Origin of the sequence: Castellaniella sp., from assembly GCF_041675725.1 — a bacterium.
Classification (GTDB): Bacteria; Pseudomonadota; Gammaproteobacteria; order Burkholderiales; family Burkholderiaceae_B; genus Castellaniella.
Genome location: NZ_JBAYTI010000016.1, coordinates 33,132 through 52,218, shown reverse-complemented (window position 1 = coordinate 52,218; position 19,087 = coordinate 33,132). Strand labels below are relative to the sequence as shown.

Below are 19,087 nucleotides of genomic sequence, written 5' to 3'. Positions count from 1 at the left end.
CAGCACGCTGAACCACGCGCAAAGCCCCATGGGCAGCCGCCAACTGCGGCGCTGGATTCAGGCGCCGCTGCGCGATAACCCCCAGGCTCAAGCCCGTCAGGATGCGATCACACAACTGCGTAACGGCACCGCGCGCGGCGGCCTGGACCGCCTGCGCGATGCGCTGCACGGCCTGCCCGATCTCGAACGGCTATCGACCCGGCTGTCCATGCAGACCATTCGCCCGCGCGAGCTGGCCAGCCTGCGCGACGCCCTCGCGGTACTGCCCGGCTTGGCGGCCCAGTGCCTAGAGGACTTCACCGATCCGGCCCTGTTGCCGGATAGGCCAGCGGCCAATGACGGGCTGCTGGCACGCTGCCTGGCCGATGTTCCGGTGGATCCGGCCCTGCATGCGGCACTGCTGCATGGCCTGGCCGAAGAACCGGCCGTCATGGTGCGCGAGGGCGGCGTGGTCGCGCCGGGCTATGATGTCGAGCTGGATGAACTGCGCCAGCTGGCCAACGACAGCGGGGCCTTCCTGCTGCAGGTCGAGGCACGCGAACGCGAGCGCACGGGGATCGCGAACCTCAAGGTCGAATACAACCGCGTACATGGCTTTTTCATCGAGGTCAGCCGCGGCCAGGCGGACAAGGTGCCAGACGACTATCGGCGGCGCCAGACCCTGAAGAATGTCGAGCGCTACATCACGCCGGAGCTCAAGGCCTGGGAAGACAAGGTGCTATCTGCACGCGAGCGCAGCCTGGCGCGCGAAAAATCATTGTACGAGCAATTGGTCGCTCAAGCGGCCGGCCACGCCGCCACGCTTGCGCGCAGCGCGGCCGCCCTGGCCTGCCTGGACGCGCTCGCCGCGCTGGCGTGGCACGCCCAGCGCCATGGCTGGACGGCTCCAGCGCTGGCGCAAGACAGCGGGCTGGACATTCGGGCCGGGCGACACCCCGTGGTCGAACGCAGCATCGAAACCTACACGCCCAATGACTGCCGACTGGACGTCGAGCAGCGATTGTTGCTGATCACCGGCCCCAACATGGGCGGCAAGTCCACGTACATGCGGCAGGTGGCCTTGATTGCGCTGCTGGCACGGATGGGCAGCCACGTGCCGGCGGACGAGGCCCGCATCGGGCCCATCGATCGGATTTTCACGCGCATCGGCGCGGCCGACGACCTGGCGGGTGGGCGATCGACCTTCATGATGGAAATGATGGAAGCCAGCGTCATTCTGGGTGCTGCGACACCGCACAGCCTGGTGCTCATGGATGAGATCGGGCGCGGCACCTCGACCTACGACGGGCTGGCCCTGGCCTGGGCCATTGCCCGGCGGCTGCTGAGCCACAACCGGGCCCTGACACTGTTCGCCACCCATTATTTCGAACTGACCCGCCTGCCCGACGAAGACCCGGCCGCCTTCAACGTGCACCTGGCCGCGGCAGACTCAAGCCAAGGGGTGGTGTTCCTGCACCAGGTGCGCCCCGGCCCTGCCAGCCAGAGCTACGGCCTGCACGTGGCCCAACGCGCCGGCATCCCTGCTTCGGTGATCCGCCAGGCCCGCACGCTGCTGACCGAGCTCGAAGCGCGCAACCAGATGCCCACACAGCTGAATTTGTTCGATGCAGCCGCCGACGCGCAGGCGCCAGCGACAGACGGGGCCCTGCGCGATGACTTGCACGATGATTTACACGACGCCTTGCACACGGCCCTGCAGGCCCTGGACCCGGACAGCCTGAGCCCACGAGAGGCCCTGGCTGCCCTGTACCGGCTGCGCGAAGAATTTCTTAGCGCGTAGTCTTCAGATTGTCGGCCAGCACGGTCAGGATGCGCTGGGCGGTGTCATCGGTGAGCATCTGCCCCGTTTCGTCCAGCACGGTGATGACACTACCCCCGCCTTGCTCGACCACATGGATGCGCAGGCGCAGGGGCTCTGCCGTGTTGCGCGAGCCAAACAGGCGCCCGAACATGGTTGGCTGTTCGATTTCTTGGCCGGTATCCGTGTCCAGATAGCGGATGTAGTAATCGCCCGCCGAGCGGTTGCGGTCTTCGACCGTGAAGCGCGCCGAGTCGATGGCCACGCCCACGCGCCGCCAGGCCCGGTCGAAGGGTTCGTCGAGCGTGAGGGCGGTGCGGTCGGCGCTGATTTGGGTGGCGCCGCCCTGTACCGTGCTTTGGCTTGCAGCGCGTACCTGTTCGGCTGCCTGCGCCTGTTCGGCCCCCAGATAGACCATGAGGCGCGCCAGCATGGCGGCGTTCAGGCCTGGATCTTCTTTGCCGAACACCCACTTGAACGCCGTGCCATCGGCCGTGGGGGTTTCTTCCATGTGCTGGTGGCTGATGTAGATCTCGGTGCGCGAGCCGTCTCGTTCGAGCCGCGTGGTGAAGCGATCGCGCTCGCCGCTGTCGAAGACCTGGTCGAGCACCTTGCCCAGCGCGCTGCGCAGCCAGCCTTCGGGAATTTTGGCGCGGTTTTCGGCCCAGTCAGTTTCGATCAGGCCGGCCTCTGGGTTCTGTGTGTGGATGGTGAACCCTTGCTCGTTCCAGAATTCGACGATTTGCGGAAAGAGGATGTGCGGCGATTCGGCCACCGAAAGCCAGCGCAGGGTGCCATCGCGCAGGACCTGCATGCTGGCGCTGCGCGGCAGGACGCGGTCGGCCGGATCCAGGCGCTGACGCTGGCTTGCCGCGTAATCGCTTAGGCGGGCGACCCCTTCGGGGGCCACGTACCGCGTGTTCTTGTTGGCCTGGGTGAGATCGGGCGGGATGGAGAGCGGATCGCCGGACACGGTGCTTTTGTACTCGACGGATTCGGTCGTGCCGACGAGCTCCTCGAGCGAGGAACATGCGGATAGCGACAGGACACTGATCAGGATCAGTGTCGAGCGGGCAAGGGGCATGGGTATATTCATGAAAGGCAACCGGCTTCGGACAGGGCTTCACGCACAATGGGGCGCAGGGAGTCGGACAACGGGGTCAGTGGCAGGCGATAGCCTAACCGAATCAGACCCATTTCGGCCAGCGCCCATTTGACCGGGATCGGATTGGCCTCGAGGAACAATACGTGATTGAGCGTGCACAGCTTGGCATTGAGGCGCTGGGTCTCGGGCACGTTGCCGTTCAGGGCGGCCATGCAGAGTTCGTGCATGAGCCCCGGGGCCACGTTGGCCGTGACCGAGATATTGCCCTGCCCGCCCAGCAGGATCAGCGCTGCGGCCGTGGCGTCATCGCCACTGAGCACATGAAAGCCTTCGGGCGCGGCGGCAATCAGCCGGCCGACACGCGCAATGTTGCCGCTGGCTTCTTTGACGCCGATGATGCCCGGCACCTGGGCCAGGCGCAGGATGGTTTCGTTGGCGAGGTCGGCCACCGTACGCCCAGGCACGTTGTAAAGGATGCTGGGTAGTTCGCACGATTCTGCGATGGCCCTGAAATGCTGGTAGAGGCCTTCCTGGGTGGGCCGGTTGTAATAGGGCACCACAGTCAGGCCCGCGGCAGCCCCCGCTGCGTAGGCATGCCGCTGCAGTTCGATGGCTTCGGCCGTAGAGTTGCCACCGGTACCGGCGATGATGGGCACCCGCCCATCGGCGTGGCGTACGGCCAGTTCGATGAGTTCTGCCTGCTCTTGCACGGTGACGGTGGGCGATTCGCCCGAGGTCCCCACCACGCAGACGGCATCGGTGCCTTGTTGCACATGCCAGTCGATCAGCCCGCGAAAAGCCTCTAGATCGAGCTGGCCATCAGGGTGCATGGGGGTGACAAGGGCCACCATGCTGCCGCGAAAGACAGGAAAGTTGGAATCCGAGCCGGCCATGATGCGCTGTGCCTCCTGGGTACCGGGGTGCCCCGATGAGATAAAACCACAAGTTTACCGGATTCGTGCCGGTGTTTTACATGAACCCGCCGACGAACCATTCTCCGAGGCGCAACAGCGGCATCATCAAGGGCCACAGCCAGCCCAGCAACATCAGGACGATCAGGATGGGCAGCCCGTAGGGTTCTATTTTCCCATACTGCCAGGCCAGGCGGTGCGGCAACAGGCTGTAGACGATGCGCCCACCGTCCAGCGGCGGCAGGGGCAGCAGGTTGAGCGCCATCAGGATCAGGTTGATCTGCACCCCCGCCTGGGCCATGAGCGCCCAGAAATCATGGCCGCTGCGAATCAGGCCGGTCGCAATGCCGGCCCGCAGGAACAGCACCCACAGCACCGCCATGAACAGATTGGACGCCGGCCCGGCCAGCGCCACCCACAGCATGTCCTGCTTGGGGCGGCGCAGGCGGCCGAAATTCACGGGGACGGGCTTGGCCCAGCCAAACAGCAGCCCGCCCCCCATCATCCGGGTCACGAACAGCAGCACCAGCGGCACCACGATGGTACCCATTGGATCGATATGTTTCAGTGGATTGAGGGTGATGCGCCCGGCCTGGGCCGCCGTAGGGTCGCCAAAATGCCGTGCCACATACCCGTGCGCCGCTTCGTGCAGGGTGATCGCAAACAGGACGGGCAAGGCGTAGACCGCCAGTGTCTGGATGAGCTGCTCCATGCCTTGTCAGAGACCCAGGGCGGCGGGGTCGCCCCGCCCACGGCGCATGACTTCGGGGGCGGGACCGGTGAGGTCGATGACCGTGGTGGACTCGAACGGACACGCGCCGCCATCGATGATGGCGTCCAGGTCATGGGCATAGCGGTCGATGATGTCTTGGGCGTCGTTCAGCGGCAGCGCTTCGCCTACCGGGATCAGCGTGGTCGAGAGCAGCGGGGAGCCAGCGGCGTCGATCAGGGCGCGCGCGACGCGGTGGTCGGGCACGCGAATGCCGATCGTCTTGCGCGACGGATGGGACACGCGCCGCGGCACTTCGCGGGTGGCTTCCAGAATAAACGTATAGGGGCCAGGGGTGGCCGACTTGAGCAAGCGGTACTGGGCGTTCTCGACGCGCGCAAAATGGCTGATTTCGGCCAGATCCCGGCACAGCAGGGTCAGGTGGTGGCGTTCGTCGAGCCCGCGCAGGCGCCGCAGGCGCTGAGCGGCGTCCTTGTCATCCAGGCGCGCCACTACCGCGTAGCTGGAGTCGGTGGGCACCGCGACCAGGCCCCCTTCGGCGAGCAGCTCGCCCGCCTGCTGCAGCAGCCGTGATTGCGGGTTGTCCGGATGTACAACGAATATTTGAGTCATAGGGTCGTATCCTTGAAGATGCAGTGCACCATCCAGGGCCTGCAAAACGTGAAAACGTGCTCTTGCGACACGTTAACATGGGGTAAACCGGCACCACAATGAGCCCCCCGCCAGACTCATCTGATATTCGACGAGGCTTATGGCTGCAAAAGAAGTGGGGGCGTGGTAGAATCGCCGTTCTCTCGGTGGTGACCGTAGCTCAGTTGGTAGAGTCCCGGATTGTGATTCCGGTTGTCGTGGGTTCGAGCCCCATCGGTCACCCCACCTCCTTTCGGGCATGGCCCCCATGCCGGGACGACCCGGCCTGCGATCCACCCATGGGTGACGGCACCCCGCCAGCGCGCCACGGGCCGTGTACACCTGAACACCATGCAAATCCATCAGCGTTCGGCAGGCGAACGCCTGTTCCATGCATTGGCCTTCGAAATCCTCGCCATTGGGCTGTCAGCCCCCCTGGCGGCGTGGATCACGGGGCACAGCGTACTCAGCATGGGGGTGCTCACGGCCGTCATCGCCACCATCGCCGTGCTCTGGAACATCCTGTACAACTGGCTGTTCGACCGCGCCCAGGCGCGCTGGCGCTTCGACCGCAGCACCGGGGTGCGTGTCGTGCACACCTGCGGCTTCGAGGGCGGCCTGATCGTGATCGCCATCCCTTTCGTGGCATGGTGGCTGGGGATTTCAGTCTGGCAGGCCCTGTTGCTCGACATCGGCCTCGTGCTCTTCTATTTGCCCTATGGCTTTCTTTTCAACCTGGGCTATGACAAAATCCGTGAAAAGATCGTGCCATGACCCAAGCAGCATCCTTCCTCACCTCCGAACGCCCCGATTGGTCCCTGGCGCCCACCGGTTTTGATTGGTGCGCCCAAGATGCCGACGGGCGCTGGTTCTGGTACCGTACCGAACCCGTTCCCGGCATCGGCGGCGGGGTCTGGCGCTCCAATTCGCGCAACCAGCAACTGGCTGGTCAGGGCCGCCCCAACCCCGATTGGCTCGAGACGCTCATGCAGCGTCCTGCGCAGTACTGAACCATGGTCGATTTGCTCTGGGCATTCCTGCAACAGTATTGGCCTCACCTGATCGCGCTGCTGTCGGTCGTCTTCGGCGTGGTGGGTGCGGTGCACGCAGCCATGCACAAGGACGACGTACGGGCCGCGATCGCCTGGGTTGGCGTCATCCTGCTCTCGCCCCTGTTCGGCGCGCTGCTGTATGCGGCGGCCGGCATCAACCGCATCCGCCACGACCAGATCTCCGGGCAGCGCAGCCGGCTGATCAAGGATTACGTGCACCACGCCCGCCCGTTGTTCGGCGACGTGGGGCCGGTGTCCGCGCCGCAATTCGCCGCCCTGCGCATCCTGTGCGACAAGGTCAGCCGTTTCCCGCTGCACGACGGCAATCACATCACCCTGCTGGATAGCGGCGACGAAGCCTATCCCGCGATGCTGGCGGCCATCGATGGAGCCCATCACTGCATCGCACTGCAAAGCTACATATTCGACCATGACCGCATCGGCCTGCAGTTTGCCCAGGCCCTGCGCCGGGCCCACGAACGGGGCGTGCAGGTCCGCGTGCTGATCGACGCCATTGGCTCGAAATACTCGCACCCGCCCATCATCGACCTGCTGCGCCACGATGGCATCCCGGCCGAACTCTTCATCACCAGTCTGCTGGGCCTGCGTACCGCCTACGCCAACATGCGCAGCCACCGCAAGGTGCTGTTCATCGATGGCCACATGGGTTTCATGGGCGGCATGAACATACGCGAAAGCTTCATGAAATCCCTGGTGGGGCCGCATGCCTCGCAAGATACGCACTTTCGCATCGAAGGCCCGCTCGCCGCGCAACTGTTCGCCGCCTTCGCAAACGACTGGGAGTTCTCCACGCGCGAGCGGCTGCGCATAGAAGACTGGTGCCGCATCGTGCCCCTGGCCCCCGAACCACAGGTGCCGGCCCGTTGCGTGCGTTCCAGCCCCGATCGCTTCATTGCCGCCACGCACAACGTGCTGCTGGGCGCGCTGTCTGTGGCGCAACACCACGTACGCATCCAATCCCCGTACTTCCTGCCCGATCAAACCCTGATGGGCGCGCTGAATACCGCGGCACGGCGAGGGGTCACGGTGGACATCGTCATTCCGGGCCACAACAATCTGCGGCTGATCAACTGGGCCATGATGGCACAGCTCGATCAGGTCATAGAAGGCGGCTGCCGGGTATGGCGCTGCCTGGCCCCGTTCAACCATTCGAAGCTGCTTACGGTCGATGACGCCTGGTCGTATGTCGGCTCATCCAACCTGGACCCACGCAGCCTGCGCTTGAATTTCGAACTGGACATGGAAATCTACGACCGGGCCATGGCTCAGCAGCTGGCGGCACGCATCGATGCGCAGATTGCGCAATCGGAAAGGGTCACGATCGAAGCCCTGCAAGCCCAGCCGTACTGGGCAAGGCTGCGCAACCGGGTGATCTGGCTGGCCAGCCCTTATCTTTGAGCCTTTGGGGCGCCCCGCACAGCCCGTATGGCCCGCCCTGCAGGACTCGAACCTGCGACCTGCCGCTTAGAAGGCGGCTGCTCTATCCAGCTGAGCCAAGGGCGGAATCACGGTACGCCGCAACGTGCCGGATCCCCGCATTTTAACCTGATCCGCCCCATTTCCTTTGAAGCAGCGGCATGAACCATCGATGCGTCCCGGCCGGGGCGCCCCGCCCTCGAATCCTGATCAAAACCTTAGGCTTCATGATAGAATCTGCCTCTTGCATCGGGGCGTAGCGCAGCCTGGTAGCGCATCTGCTTTGGGAGCAGAGGGTCGTAGGTTCGAATCCTATCGCCCCGACCATCCATTCAGGTCACCGTCACAGGGACCCTTCACTCCGGAATCCACCATTCATGTCTTGTTCAACTTGCGACGATCTGGGCAAACTTGTCCTGCGCCTGAGTCTGGGCATCTTTCTGTTGTTGCATGGCGTGGCCAAGCTGGGCGCAGACCTTGGCTGGCTGGTCAACGTCCTGACTGGCAAAGGCCTGCCTGGTTTCTTTGCCTACGGCGTCTATCTGGGCGAAGTCGTCGCCCCGATTCTGATTATTCTCGGCCTGTTTACCCGTGTGGGCGCGGCGATTGCAATCGTCAACATGCTCTTCGTCATCGGGCTGATACACCTGGCAGAACTATTCACTCTGGGCAAATCGGGGGGTTACGCACTCGAGTTGCAGGGTATGTTCCTGTTCGGCAGCGTCGCCATCCTTCTGCTGGGCGCAGGGGCCTTCAGCCTGGGCGGGCGCGAGGGGCGCTACAACTGAACGCCGGGCAGGGTCAGCACCACGCAGGCACCGCCCAGCCGCGCACTGCGCTCCAGGTGCACCCCGCCGCCATACAGCTCGGCCAGGTCGCGCACGATCCCCAGGCCGAGCCCTGAGCCCGGCGCTTTTTCGTCGGCCCTCGAGCCCCGCTCGAAGACCCGCTCGAACTGGCCTGGCGCCAGCCCCGGGCCGTCGTCTTCCATCCGGATTTCCAGCCCCCGGGCGCCCAGGCGGGCGGCCACCCGCACCGTACGACGCGCCCACTTTCCGGCATTGTCGAGAAGATTGCCTAGCATCTCCTGAAAATCCTGCGCCTCGCCCTGAAACGCCAGATCCGCAGACACACCACTGAGGTCGTACTGCAGGGCACGCTCGGCATGAACCCTTTCCATGACCCGCACCAGCCCCTGCAGCAACGGCAGCACCGGGCTGCGCAGGCCTGGCTGACGCACGGCGGCCGCGGCCCGGGCGCGCACCAGATGATAATCCACCTGGCGCCGGGCGGCCTCGATCTGCTCGGCCACCAGGCGCGGCAGTTCGGCATCCTGGGCCGCTGCCGCATTGGCCATGACGCTCAGCGGCGTCTTGAGCGCGTGCGCCAGGTTGCCGGCCTGCATGCGGGCACGCTCCAGGCCCTGCGCATTCTGCGCAAGCACCTGGTTGAGATCGTTCACCAAAGGCTGGATTTCAGCTGGGAAAGCGCCGCCGATCCGCTCTGCCTGCCCGCTGCGCAGCGCTGCCAAACGGGATCGCAGCGAGGTCAATGGCCGCAGGCCGAACCAGACCTGCATCCATACGGCGGCCATCAGCCCAAGCAGCAAAATGCCCAGCGCCAGGGCCAACTCGCGATTGAACCGGGCCACCGGCTCGGCCCACAAGGCCTGATCGGCTGCTGCCGACAGCACCAGCCGGTCGCGGGGGCCTTCGGCCGGGTACACCGTACGCACCCGCATCTGCAAAAGCGCATCGTGGCTGGACAGCCGGGTGGTGGTCTGCAGGTCGCCACCCGTCCGCTGGCTGGGTCGATCATCGGCCAGGCGCACATCCCACAATGAGCGCGAACGCAGCAACTGGGCAGACAGGCCATCCTCGGCCGGGGCGGAGATCTGCCAATACAGGCCTGAAAATGGCATGCTGAAGCGCGGATCGGCCGGCTGAGTGGCCAACGAGAGCCGACCTTCCGGATCCACCTGGATGGCTGCGGTCAGGTGATCCAGATAAATACCCAGTTCGCTTTGCAGCTGGGCGCGTATGTGCTGGCGAAACAGCGTCTGTATGCCCCAGCCTGCGGCCGCCACGCTCAGCAACACCCAGATCAGGGTCCCCAGGAGCAGGCGCCAGCGCAAGGACGGGTGGGTGGCATTCACGGGGCCGACGTCTCCCCCGGACAGGCCAGCCGGTACCCCAGACCCCGCAGGGTCTGGATCAGATGGGCCGGAATCTTGCGGCGCAGACGGGCAATGAACACCTCGATGGTGTTCGAGTCGCGGTCGAAATCCTGCGCATAAATATGTTCAGTGAGCTCGGTGCGCGAAACGGCTTCGCCGCGATGCATCATCAGGTACGCCAGGACCCGGTATTCGTGGCTGGTCAGCTCCAGCGGGGCATCATCCAGCCAGATGCGCGCCTGACGCGGATCCAGGCGCAACGGCCCGCAGCAGATATCTGCCGAGGCATGCCCGGCGGCACGACGCAGCAGGGCGCGCACACGGGCCAGCAGCTCTTCGGAGTGAAACGGTTTCGTCAGGTAGTCGTCGGCGCCGGCATCGATGCCCACCACTTTGTCGTGCCAATTGTCGCGTGCCGTCAGGATCAGCACCGGCATGGATCGATTCGCCTGGCGCCAGGCGCGCAGCACGCTCAGGCCGTCGCGCCCAGGCAGGCCGAGATCGAGCACCGCGAGATCGTAGGGTTCATGGAGACCCTGGTATTCGGCCTCGATCCCGTCATGAACCACGTCGACCACGTAGCTGGCCTTCTGGAGCACGTCCTTGAGCTGTGCAGACAGCAGGGGTTCGTCTTCGACCAGCAACAGCCTCATGAGCGCTTTTTCCTGTTGGTTCGAGCGTCCTTGCGAGACACCTTGATCACCTCGCCTGTACGCGCGTCTACGTCGAGCTTGACCAGTCGGCCCTCGGGCTGCAGGATCTTGAATTCGTAGATCCAGCGAATCTCGCAATCGCGGCCTTTTCTGCGCGCGTGCTTGCAATCGTCGTCCTCTTCGAACTCGACCTTCAGTACCTGGCCGGGATACGTCTTCTGCACGCTGGCCAGAACCTCTTGCAGGGGCAGGACCTCGCCCAAGGCCTGCAGTTGCTCGGCCCGCTCGCGGTCGTCGTCGTCGGCCTGGCTGCTGGCGGCATACAAGCCCAGGGGCGCGGCCAGCGTGGCCATCAAAAGATTTCTGCGGTTCATGTCGGTTTCCTCTTTAGGTTCAAGATACCCACACGATACGCATCTGACCCTGAACAGCAGATGAACGGGCGGCCACCCGAAGGCGGCTAGCCGAACCGCCCGGTAATGTAGTCTTCGGTCTCTTTGCGCCGCGGCTTGACGAAGATCTGATCGGTGGGGCCGTATTCCATGAGCTCGCCCAGGTACATATACGCGGTGTAGTCCGAACAGCGCGCGGCCTGTTGCATGTTGTGCGTGACGATGACCACGGTGTAGTCCCATTTGAGTTCGGCAATCAGTTCTTCGACCTTCGCTGTGGAAATGGGGTCCAGCGCCGAGCAGGGCTCATCGAGCAGAATGACCTCGGGTTTGATGGCCACCCCGCGCGCAATGCACAGGCGCTGCTGCTGCCCGCCCGACAGGCCGTTGCCGTTCTGGCCCAGTTTGTCTTTGACTTCGTTCCACAGCGCGGCCTTGGTCAGGGCCCATTCGACGCGCTCATCCATCTCGCCCTTGCTCAAGCGCTCGAACAGGCGCACGCCAAACGCGATGTTGTCGTAAATGCTCATGGGAAACGGCGTTGGCTTTTGGAACACCATGCCGACCTTGGCGCGGATCAGGGAGATGTCGCGCTTCGAGTTGAGCAAGTCTTCGCCATCGAGCTCGATGGTGCCCTCGGCGCGCTGGCCTGGATAGAGCTCGAACATGCGATTGAAGGTACGCAGCAGCGTCGATTTCCCGCAGCCCGAGGGGCCGATGAAAGCCGTGACCTTGTGCTCGAAGATATCCATGTTGATATCGTGCAGCGCATGGAAGTTGCCATAGTAGAAGTTCAGGTTGCGCACCGCCAGTTTGGTGCGCTCATCGGGCATATGCAGGGTGGATGTCATGGGATGGCTTGCCGGCATCATTTGCGAAACAGGCTGCGGGCGGCAATGTTGATCGCCAGTACCAGCAGGGTGATCAGGGCGGCTCCGGCCCAGGCGAGATGGTTCCAGTCTTCGAACGGGCTGGCGGCATACTGGAAGATCACCACCGGCAGGTTGGCCATGGGCGCGTTCATGTTCAAAGACAGGAACTGGTTGTTGAGCGCGGTAAACAGCAATGGGGCCGTCTCCCCCGCAATACGCGCCACCGCCAGCAGGATGCCGGTGATGATGCCCGAGCGCGCGGCCCGGTAGGAAATGAACAGCACGATGCGCCACTGTGGGCAACCCAGCGCCGCAGCCGCCTCGCGCAGGCTGTTGGGTACCAGGCCCAGCATATTGTCGGTGGCGCGCACCACCACCGGGATGACCAGAATAGCCAGTGCAAAGGCCCCCGCCCAGCCGGAATAGTGCCCGACCTGCGCAACGTATACGGCATAGATGAACAGGCCGATGACGATCGAGGGGGCCGAGAGCAGCACGTCATTCAGGAACCGGGTCATCGGTGCGAGCCAGCCGCGCTGGCCATATTCGGCCAGGTACGTACCGGCCAGCACACCGATCGGGGTACCGATCAGTGTCGCCACGCCTGAAATCAGGACGCTGCCGACGATGGCATTCAGCAGGCCGCCCGCCTCGCCGGGGGGTGGCGTGCTCTCGAGCAGCAGAGCGGGCGACAGCGCCGCCCCCCCCTTGACCAGCAAGGTGATGATGATCCACGCCAGCCAGAACAGACCCGAGCCCAGTGCAAGACCCGAGAGGCCCAGCATCAGGCGGTTGGTGAAGCGTCGGCGCCGATAGAGCGGATTATTGGACAGAATGGGGGCGGGTGTTGCAGCCATGTCAGCGAGTCCCCTCTTTGCGGGCCATGCGCAGCAGCATGAATTTCGACAGCGCCAGCACCACGGTGGTGATCAGAAAAAGTATCAGCCCCAGTTCGAGCAGCGCCGATTTCTGCAAACCGCCGGCTTCGTTGAATTCGTTGGCCAGCGCCGAAGCGATCGAGTTGGACGGCGAGAAAATGGAGGACGGCAGCTTGAAAGCGTTGCCGATCACGAAGGTGACCGCCATGGTTTCGCCCAGGGCCCGGCCCAGGCCCAGCATGATGCCGCCAATGACACCTTGGCGGGTATAGGGCAGCATCACCTTCCAGACCACTTCCCAGGTGGTGCTGCCCAGGCCGTACGCAGATTCCTTGAGCATGGCGGGCACCTGTTCGAAGACGTCGCGCATCACCGCCGCAATAAAGGGCACGATCATGATGGACAGAATCAGGCCCGCCGTGAACAGCCCGATGCCCATGGGCGGACCGGCAAACAGATGCTCGAGTACCGGCACGCCGGCAAACAGGCCGATGACGTGCGGCTGCACGTGGGCCTGAAACAGCGGCACGAACACGAACAGGCCCCACATGCCGTAGATGATGGACGGGATGGCCGCCAGCATCTCGATGGCAATGCCCAGGGGCCGCCGCATCCACATCGGGGCGAGCTCGGTCAGGAACCAGGCGATGCCGAAGGAGACCGGCACGGCAATCAGCAAGGCCAGAAACGAGCTGATCAAGGTACCGGCCACCGTGACCAGCGCGCCGAAGTTCTGCCGCACGGGATCCCAGTCTTCGCCCCAGAGAAACGCGGGGCCAAAAGTCATGATGGCGTCCCGGCTGCCATATACCAGGGAGCCCAGTATGCCCAGCAACAGGACAAAAACCAGGAAGGCGAACAGGCGCGTGAGCTGCCTGAACCCGGCGTCAGCCCATGGCCGGCTGCGAAACCGGCTCATGGCGCGCTCCAGAGTGCGCGAATGCGCTGGACGAGCGGATCGGGCAGCGGCACGTAGTCGAGCGTGCGGGCCAGCGCAGCACCCTGGCTGAAGGCCCAGTCAAAGAACGCATAGACTTGCTGGTTGCGCTCTGGCCGGATAGGACGCTTGCGCACCAGGATGAAGCTGGCCGCGGTGATGGGCCAGGCATCCGGGCCCGCCTGATTATCCAGCATCAGCCCCATGCTCGGGTCATCGTCGTCGCTGGCCGCCAGCGCCGCTGCCACGAAAGTGTCCTGGGTGGGCTGCACGAAGCGGCCGGCGCGGTTTTCCAGCTGAGCCCACGACAGATCATTCTGATGCGCATAGGCGAATTCGACATAGCCGATGGCATTGCGGATCTGGCGCACGTAGGCCGCCACCCCCTCGTTGCCCTTGCCGCCGTGCCCTGTGGGCCATTTGATCGCCTTGCCCTGGCCGACCTCGGCCGCCCAGCGCGCCGAGACCTGCGACAGATAATGCGTCCATACGAAGGTGGTGCCCGAGCCATCGGCCCGATGGACGACGACAATGCCGTGCGCGGGCAGCTTGAGCCCCGGATTCAGGGCCGCGATGGCGGGATCGTCCCAACGGGTGATCCGGCCCAGAAAAATGTCGGCCAGAACCGGCCCCGTCAGGCGCAGTTCGCCGGCCGCCACGCCCGGCAGGTTGACGATGGGCACGATGGCGCCGATGATGGCCGGGAACTGCAGCAAATCATACCGCTGCAGCTGATCGAGCGGCATGGGATCATCCGACGCGCCAAAATCCACCGTGCCAGCGATGATCTGCTGCTGCCCGCCACCCGAGCCGATCGATTGGTAATTGACCCGATGCCCGGTTTCCTTGTGATACTGGGCGGCCCACTTGGCATAGATGGGGTACGGAAACGACGCCCCCGCGCCAGTCAGGTCGGCGGCGTATGCTGCCGGGCACGCCAACAGGACCAGGCTGATCCAGATGATGGACAAGCTGCGCAGGCGCATGCCCCCTCCGTGCAAGATGTACCCTCGGGCACTGATTCAGGCCAAAACCCAGATGATAGGCTATCAATATGACAATTTGATGACAATTTCCACTTTGACCCCATGGACGCCCCAGGCCACTCGCAAGCGCCGTGGGATTCAGGCCAGGCGCGCCATCAGGTGCTGATGCAGGTTAAAGGGCGCGCGACGGTTGCGCACCCGCAGATAGCGGCCATCGGCCTGTACCGCCCAGGCCAGCTGGTTGTCGCGCCAGGCAAACGTAAAGGCCTCGTCGATCACGCGCCGGCGCAAAGCCTTGTCGAGCACCGGAAAGGCGAGCTCGACCCGGCGCAGGAAATTGCGGTCCATCCAGTCGGCCGAAGACAGATACAGGGCTTCGGCGCCGTCCTGGTAAAAATAAAACACCCGCGAGTGCTCGAGGAAGCGCCCTATGATCGAACGCACCCGGATGCGTTCGGAGAGCCCTGGCACCCCCGCCTGCAGGGCGCAGGCGCCGCGCACGATGAGATCCACGCGCACCCCGGCCTGGCTGGCCTGATATAAGGCCTGGATCACGGTGGGCTCGAGCAGCGAGTTCATTTTGGCCCGGATCCGGGCACGCCGGCCCGCGCGGGCAAACTCGGTTTCGCGCTGGATGAGTTGCAGCACCGTCTCGTGCAGCGTGAAGGGCGACTGCAGCAGCAGCTTGAGCTCGCGCCGCGCGCCCAGCCCCGTGAGCAGCGAAAAGATCTGATCCATGTCTTCACAGATCTGCTGATTGGCGGTGAGCAGGCCAAAATCGGTGTATACACGGGCCGTGCGCGAGTGATAATTGCCGGTGCTCAGGTGCCCGTAACGACGCAGGCGCCCTTCTTCGCGGCGCAGCACGAGCGCCATTTTCGCGTGCGTCTTGTGGCCGACCACGCCATAACTGACGTGAGCGCCCACTTCTTCGAGGCGGGCTGCCCAATTGATGTTGGTCTGCTCGTCGAAACGCGCCATGAGTTCGACCACCACGGTGACTTCTTTGCCCGCCCGGGCCGCCGACAGCAGCAGGCCCATGAGCTCGGAGTCTTCACCCGTGCGGTAGATGGTCTGCTTGATGGCCACCACCTGGCTGTCGAGCGCCGCGCTGCGCAGGAACATGAGCACCGGCTGGAACGACTGATAGGGATGGTGCAGAAGATGGTCGCGAGCCGCAATGGCGGCGAACATCATTTCGGGGCGCTGCACTTCGGCATCGAAAGGCTCGGGAATGCGCGGCCTGAACACCGGGTATTCCAGATCGGGGCGATTGATCCGGTCGCACAGCTGCATCAGGCGCGCCAGATTCACCGGGCCATTGATGCGATAGGTGTCCGCCGGCCCCAGGTTGAACTCGCGCTGCAGGAAAAGCTCGAGATCGGGCGGCATGGCGTGGGCGATCTCGAGCCGTACCGACGCGCCGAAATTGCGCTGCGAGAGCTCGCCCTGCAGGGCCTGTCTCAGGTTGGTGATCTCTTCTTCGTCTACATACAGATCGCTGTTGCGGGTCACCCGCCATTGGTAGCAGCCGAGCACATCCATGCCCGGGAAAAGCTCGCCCACGAATGCATTGATGACCGTGGTCAACAGCATGTAGCCATCGGGGATGCCGGCAATCTCGGCCGGCACCTTGATCATGCGCGGCAAGGCACGCGGTGCCTGAACGATGGCGATATGGCCTTCGCGCCCGAACGCGTCTTCGCCGGTCAGCGAGATGATGAAATTGAGGCTCTTGTTATAGACCCGGGGAAAAGGGTGGGCCGGGTCCAGCCCGATCGGGGTCAGCAGCGGCATCACGTCGCGCTGGAACAGACCATGGGCCCATTCGCGCTGCAGATCCGTCCAGCCCGTGGAATAGACCAGCCCCACCCCCTGCTCGAGCAGCCGGGGCATGACTTCGCCCGCGAGCAGGCGGTTCTGCCGGTCGACCAGCACGTGCGCCGCCCGTTGCACCCGGTCGAAGGCCTCGTCGGGCGTCAGGCCATCGACACCACGCAGGTCCGGGGTCTGGCGTTGCTGCTCCTTGAGGCTGGCCATGCGGATCTCGAAGAACTCGTCCAGGTTCGAACCGACGATGCACAGATAGCGCAGGCGCTCCAGGGCCGGCACATCGCTGCGCTCGGCCATGGACAGCACGCGTTCATTGAATTTCAGGACAGAAAGCTCGCGATTGAGCAAGGGTGGCAATTCTGCGGCGCCCACGAAACGGCTCCATGATCAAGGAATCCCGACTGAACCACTATAATCGCACAGTGTGACAATTTCGGGTATGGACATGAGCGAGCGGCTGGCCTCGATCGACCTCGGATCCAACACGTTCCGCCTTTCCATCGGCCGGGTCGTTCGCCAGGGTGGCTGTGCCCAGGTCTACACCGAAGACCACCTGCGTGAGCTGGTGGCCATGGCCGAGGGCCTGGATGAACACCAGCGGCTGCGGCCGGCCGCCATCGAACAGGCGCTGGCCACCCTGCGGCGCTTTGGCGAGCGCCTGCGTGGCTTCCCACCCGCCAATGTGCGCTGCGTGGCCACCAACACCTTTCGCGTGGCGCGCAACGCGGCAGACATCCTGCCCGCGGCCGAGCGCGCACTGGGCTTTCCGATCGAGATCATCTCGGGCCTCGAAGAAGCGCGCCTCATCTACCTGGGGGTCATGCAGGACCTCCCGCCCACCGACCACCACCGGCTGGTCATCGACATTGGCGGCGGCTCCACCGAGTTCATCATCGGCCGCGGCAAAACGCCCCTGCAGCTGGCTTCGCTCGAGCTCGGCTGCACCACCCTGACTCGGCGCTTCTTCCCCCAGGGCCGAATCACCGAAGCCAGGATGCAGCAGGCCATACTGGCCGCACGGGTGGCGATCGTGGGGATTGCGAGCCGATATCGCCAGGCCGGCTGGCAAGAGGCCTATGGCTCCTCGGGCACCGCCAAGGGTCTGATGGCCATCCTGCGCGGCAACGGCCTGAGCCAGACGGGCATCACCGCGTCGGGCATGCAGCAGCTGCGGGCCGGTCTGGTGCGCAGGGGCCAGGTTCGCCTGGAAGACTGGGTCGGCCTGAAACCCGAGCGCGTCCCGGTACTGCCCGGTGGCCTGGCCATCATGATCGCGGCCTTCCACGAGCTGGGCATCGACACGATGCAGACGGGTGAAGGCGCCTTGCGCACGGGCGTGCTGCAGGACCTGCTGGGGCGCGACCAACACCGGGATCAGCGCGACGAAACCGTGCGCCAGTTCATCCGGCGCTATGCCCTGGATGACGGACAGGCGGAAAATGTCTGCCGCCTGGCGCTGGCGCTGTTCGACCAGCAGCCGGCGGCCGAAGATGCGATCGAGCGGCTCGAATTGCGCCGCGCCCTGGGCTGGACGGCGCGCCTGCACGAGGTGGGCCTGGCCATCTCGCGCCACGATTATCACAAACACGCCGCCTATATTCTTGAACACGCCGATATGCCGGGGTTTTCACACGATGACCAGAAACTGCTGGCGTTTCTCGCGCTGGGCCACCAGGGGCGCCTGGCCAAGGTGCGTGCCTGCAAGCCCGACGCGGCGCGCTGGCTGGCCCTGCTGTGCCTGCGCTTGGCCGTCCTGTTTTTCAGACGGCGCGACGCAGCCGATGTCCCGGCCATGACGCTGCAATCGGCCTACCCGCACGTATTCCTGACGCTCGACGCCCGATGGCTGGCCGATCGGCCGCTCACCCGCTTTCAGTTGGCTGCCGAGACCCGGATCTGGCATAAGGTCGGGATCACCCTCGAAATTCTCGAAGCCAATGCTCAGAGCATGCCGAAATGACGCTTGTAGCGTATGTCCAGCCATTCGAGATCGAGCAGGATGGGGAAGTCGGCCGTATGAAAATCCGGATCCCAGGCCGGTTCCCCACAGATGGTGGCCCCCAGATGCAGGTATCCCTTGATCAGTGGCGGCACGCGGGCCGGTTCCTGGCGGTTCAGGCGCTCCAGGGGCCAGGGCAGCAGCGGCTGCAGGCGGGGTACATCGGGGTGCCGCTCCAGCAGAACCCGGGCGCGACGCCAGACCTCGGAGGCCGTGATGCCGCCATCTCGCAGGCTGACGCTAGCGCAACCCAGCATGTAGCGGTAGCCGCCCTGCATCATGATCTGCGCCAGCCCCGACCACAACAGCATGATGGCAGTGCCATGCCGGTAGCCGGCATCGATGCACGAGCGGCCGACCTCGACCAGCAGGGGTCGCAGCGCGTGCATGGGAGCCAGGTCGAATTCCGACTCTGAATAATAGCCACCGGCCTCGACGGCCGCCTGCGGTGTCAGCAGGCGATAAGTGCCCACCACTTGGCCCGTGCGGCTGTCACACACCATGAAATGCAAGCACCATGGATCGAAGCGGTCTACATCGCGGTCGCCCTGGGCATGAGGAAAATGCGCGCCCAGTTCTTCGGTGAAGATGCGCAACCGCAGCCGCTGCAGCTCGGCCAGCTCGGCCTCGGTACGCGCAAGGCTCAGGGTCAGGCCGCCGACCTCGAGCCCTTTCCAGTCGATCTGCTTCATGGTCGC

19 protein-coding genes and 3 tRNA genes are annotated in these 19,087 nt (G+C 64.5%); 8 read left to right on the top strand and 14 right to left on the bottom strand.

The window, feature by feature from the left end; genetic code table 11:
- A partial coding sequence (mutS, locus tag WCZ84_RS05045) for a DNA mismatch repair protein MutS (protein ID WP_372685167.1) occupies window positions 1-1,780 on the top strand: 1,780 nt, incomplete at its 5' end.
- On the opposite strand, the gene bamC is transcribed toward mutS, so the two are convergent.
- The 4 genes from bamC to WCZ84_RS05025 form a co-directional block, all read right to left on the bottom strand.
- Window positions 1,770-2,894 carry an outer membrane protein assembly factor BamC gene (gene bamC / locus WCZ84_RS05040; protein ID WP_372685166.1) on the bottom strand — a complete coding sequence of 375 codons (1,125 nt, stop codon included), beginning with the start codon at window positions 2,892-2,894 and terminating at the stop codon, window positions 1,770-1,772. The two genes, mutS and bamC, sit on opposite strands and share 11 nt — an antisense overlap.
- Window positions 2,891-3,796, bottom strand: coding sequence for a 4-hydroxy-tetrahydrodipicolinate synthase (gene dapA, locus WCZ84_RS05035; RefSeq protein ID WP_372685165.1), 906 nt, complete (start codon window positions 3,794-3,796; stop codon window positions 2,891-2,893). Before dapA ends, bamC begins: the two co-directional genes overlap by 4 nt.
- A 76-nt stretch (window positions 3,797-3,872) precedes the next feature.
- Entirely contained in the window at window positions 3,873-4,526 is a 654-nt protein-coding gene (locus WCZ84_RS05030; RefSeq protein WP_372685164.1) for a site-2 protease family protein, read from the bottom strand.
- A 6-nt stretch (window positions 4,527-4,532) separates the two neighbouring features.
- A complete protein-coding gene (locus WCZ84_RS05025; RefSeq protein ID WP_372685163.1) occupies window positions 4,533-5,156 on the bottom strand; it encodes an L-threonylcarbamoyladenylate synthase in 624 nt (207 codons plus the stop codon).
- A gap of 188 nt (window positions 5,157-5,344) precedes the next feature.
- Between WCZ84_RS05025 and WCZ84_RS05020 the strand changes: the two genes are divergently transcribed.
- The 4 genes from WCZ84_RS05020 (at window position 5,345) to WCZ84_RS05005 (ending at window position 7,645) form a co-directional block, all read left to right on the top strand.
- A tRNA-His gene (locus WCZ84_RS05020) sits at window positions 5,345-5,420 on the top strand.
- A gap of 105 nt (window positions 5,421-5,525) precedes the next feature.
- Window positions 5,526-5,948 (top strand): multidrug/biocide efflux PACE transporter, encoded by a 423-nt coding sequence (locus WCZ84_RS05015; protein ID WP_372685169.1) that lies wholly within the window; start codon window positions 5,526-5,528, stop codon window positions 5,946-5,948.
- Entirely contained in the window at window positions 5,945-6,184 is a 240-nt protein-coding gene (locus WCZ84_RS05010) for a hypothetical protein (RefSeq protein WP_372685162.1), read from the top strand. Before WCZ84_RS05015 ends, WCZ84_RS05010 begins: the two co-directional genes overlap by 4 nt.
- A gap of 3 nt (window positions 6,185-6,187) precedes the next feature.
- Window positions 6,188-7,645, top strand: a complete 1,458-nt coding sequence (locus WCZ84_RS05005) for a phospholipase D-like domain-containing protein (protein ID WP_372685161.1) — start codon at window positions 6,188-6,190, stop codon at window positions 7,643-7,645.
- Window positions 7,646-7,673: 28 nt separating this feature from the next.
- On the opposite strand, the gene WCZ84_RS05000 is transcribed toward WCZ84_RS05005, so the two are convergent.
- A tRNA-Arg gene (locus WCZ84_RS05000) sits at window positions 7,674-7,750 on the bottom strand.
- A 163-nt stretch (window positions 7,751-7,913) separates the two neighbouring features.
- Here WCZ84_RS05000 and WCZ84_RS04995 point away from each other — a divergent pair.
- Window positions 7,914-7,990: transfer RNA gene (locus tag WCZ84_RS04995), tRNA-Pro, on the top strand.
- 50 nt (window positions 7,991-8,040) lie between these two features.
- The gene (locus WCZ84_RS04990; RefSeq protein WP_372685160.1) at window positions 8,041-8,451 is read left to right on the top strand and encodes a DoxX family protein; all 411 of its coding nucleotides are present in this window, start codon (window positions 8,041-8,043) and stop codon (window positions 8,449-8,451) included.
- Here WCZ84_RS04990 and WCZ84_RS04985 read toward each other — a convergent pair.
- The 8 genes from WCZ84_RS04985 to ppk1 all read right to left on the bottom strand — a co-directional run bounded on the left by WCZ84_RS04985 (window position 8,442) and on the right by ppk1 (window position 16,687).
- Window positions 8,442-9,818: a sensor histidine kinase gene (locus tag WCZ84_RS04985; protein WP_372685159.1), complete on the bottom strand. Its 1,377-nt coding sequence runs from the start codon at window positions 9,816-9,818 to the stop codon at window positions 8,442-8,444. The genes WCZ84_RS04990 and WCZ84_RS04985 overlap by 10 nt on opposite strands.
- Entirely contained in the window at window positions 9,815-10,492 is a 678-nt protein-coding gene (locus tag WCZ84_RS04980; protein WP_372685158.1) for a response regulator transcription factor, read from the bottom strand. The genes WCZ84_RS04985 and WCZ84_RS04980 overlap by 4 nt, the downstream gene beginning before the upstream one ends.
- Window positions 10,489-10,866 carry a PepSY domain-containing protein gene (locus WCZ84_RS04975; RefSeq protein ID WP_372685157.1) on the bottom strand — a complete coding sequence of 126 codons (378 nt, stop codon included), beginning with the start codon at window positions 10,864-10,866 and terminating at the stop codon, window positions 10,489-10,491. The genes WCZ84_RS04980 and WCZ84_RS04975 overlap by 4 nt, the downstream gene beginning before the upstream one ends.
- An 86-nt stretch (window positions 10,867-10,952) precedes the next feature.
- Complete coding sequence (pstB, locus tag WCZ84_RS04970) at window positions 10,953-11,735, bottom strand: phosphate ABC transporter ATP-binding protein PstB (protein WP_372685156.1); 783 nt, start codon at window positions 11,733-11,735, stop codon at window positions 10,953-10,955.
- 17 nt (window positions 11,736-11,752) lie between these two features.
- Window positions 11,753-12,613, bottom strand: coding sequence for a phosphate ABC transporter permease PstA (gene pstA / locus WCZ84_RS04965; RefSeq protein ID WP_372685155.1), 861 nt, complete (start codon window positions 12,611-12,613; stop codon window positions 11,753-11,755).
- Window position 12,614: 1 nt separating this feature from the next.
- The gene (gene pstC, locus WCZ84_RS04960) at window positions 12,615-13,553 is read right to left on the bottom strand and encodes a phosphate ABC transporter permease subunit PstC (RefSeq protein WP_372685154.1); all 939 of its coding nucleotides are present in this window, start codon (window positions 13,551-13,553) and stop codon (window positions 12,615-12,617) included.
- Complete coding sequence (gene pstS / locus WCZ84_RS04955; RefSeq protein WP_372685153.1) at window positions 13,550-14,557, bottom strand: phosphate ABC transporter substrate-binding protein PstS; 1,008 nt, start codon at window positions 14,555-14,557, stop codon at window positions 13,550-13,552. Before pstS ends, pstC begins: the two co-directional genes overlap by 4 nt.
- Before the next feature lie 138 nt (window positions 14,558-14,695).
- Window positions 14,696-16,687: a polyphosphate kinase 1 gene (ppk1, locus tag WCZ84_RS04950; RefSeq protein ID WP_372685168.1), complete on the bottom strand. Its 1,992-nt coding sequence runs from the start codon at window positions 16,685-16,687 to the stop codon at window positions 14,696-14,698.
- Between the two features lie 148 nt (window positions 16,688-16,835).
- On the opposite strand from ppk1, the gene WCZ84_RS04945 reads away from it, so the two are divergent.
- The gene (locus tag WCZ84_RS04945) at window positions 16,836-18,350 is read left to right on the top strand and encodes an exopolyphosphatase (protein WP_372685152.1); all 1,515 of its coding nucleotides are present in this window, start codon (window positions 16,836-16,838) and stop codon (window positions 18,348-18,350) included.
- Here WCZ84_RS04945 and WCZ84_RS04940 read toward each other — a convergent pair.
- The gene (locus WCZ84_RS04940) at window positions 18,332-19,081 is read right to left on the bottom strand and encodes a GNAT family N-acetyltransferase (RefSeq protein WP_372685151.1); all 750 of its coding nucleotides are present in this window, start codon (window positions 19,079-19,081) and stop codon (window positions 18,332-18,334) included. The two genes, WCZ84_RS04945 and WCZ84_RS04940, sit on opposite strands and share 19 nt — an antisense overlap.
- Between the last annotated feature and the right edge of the window lie 6 nt (window positions 19,082-19,087).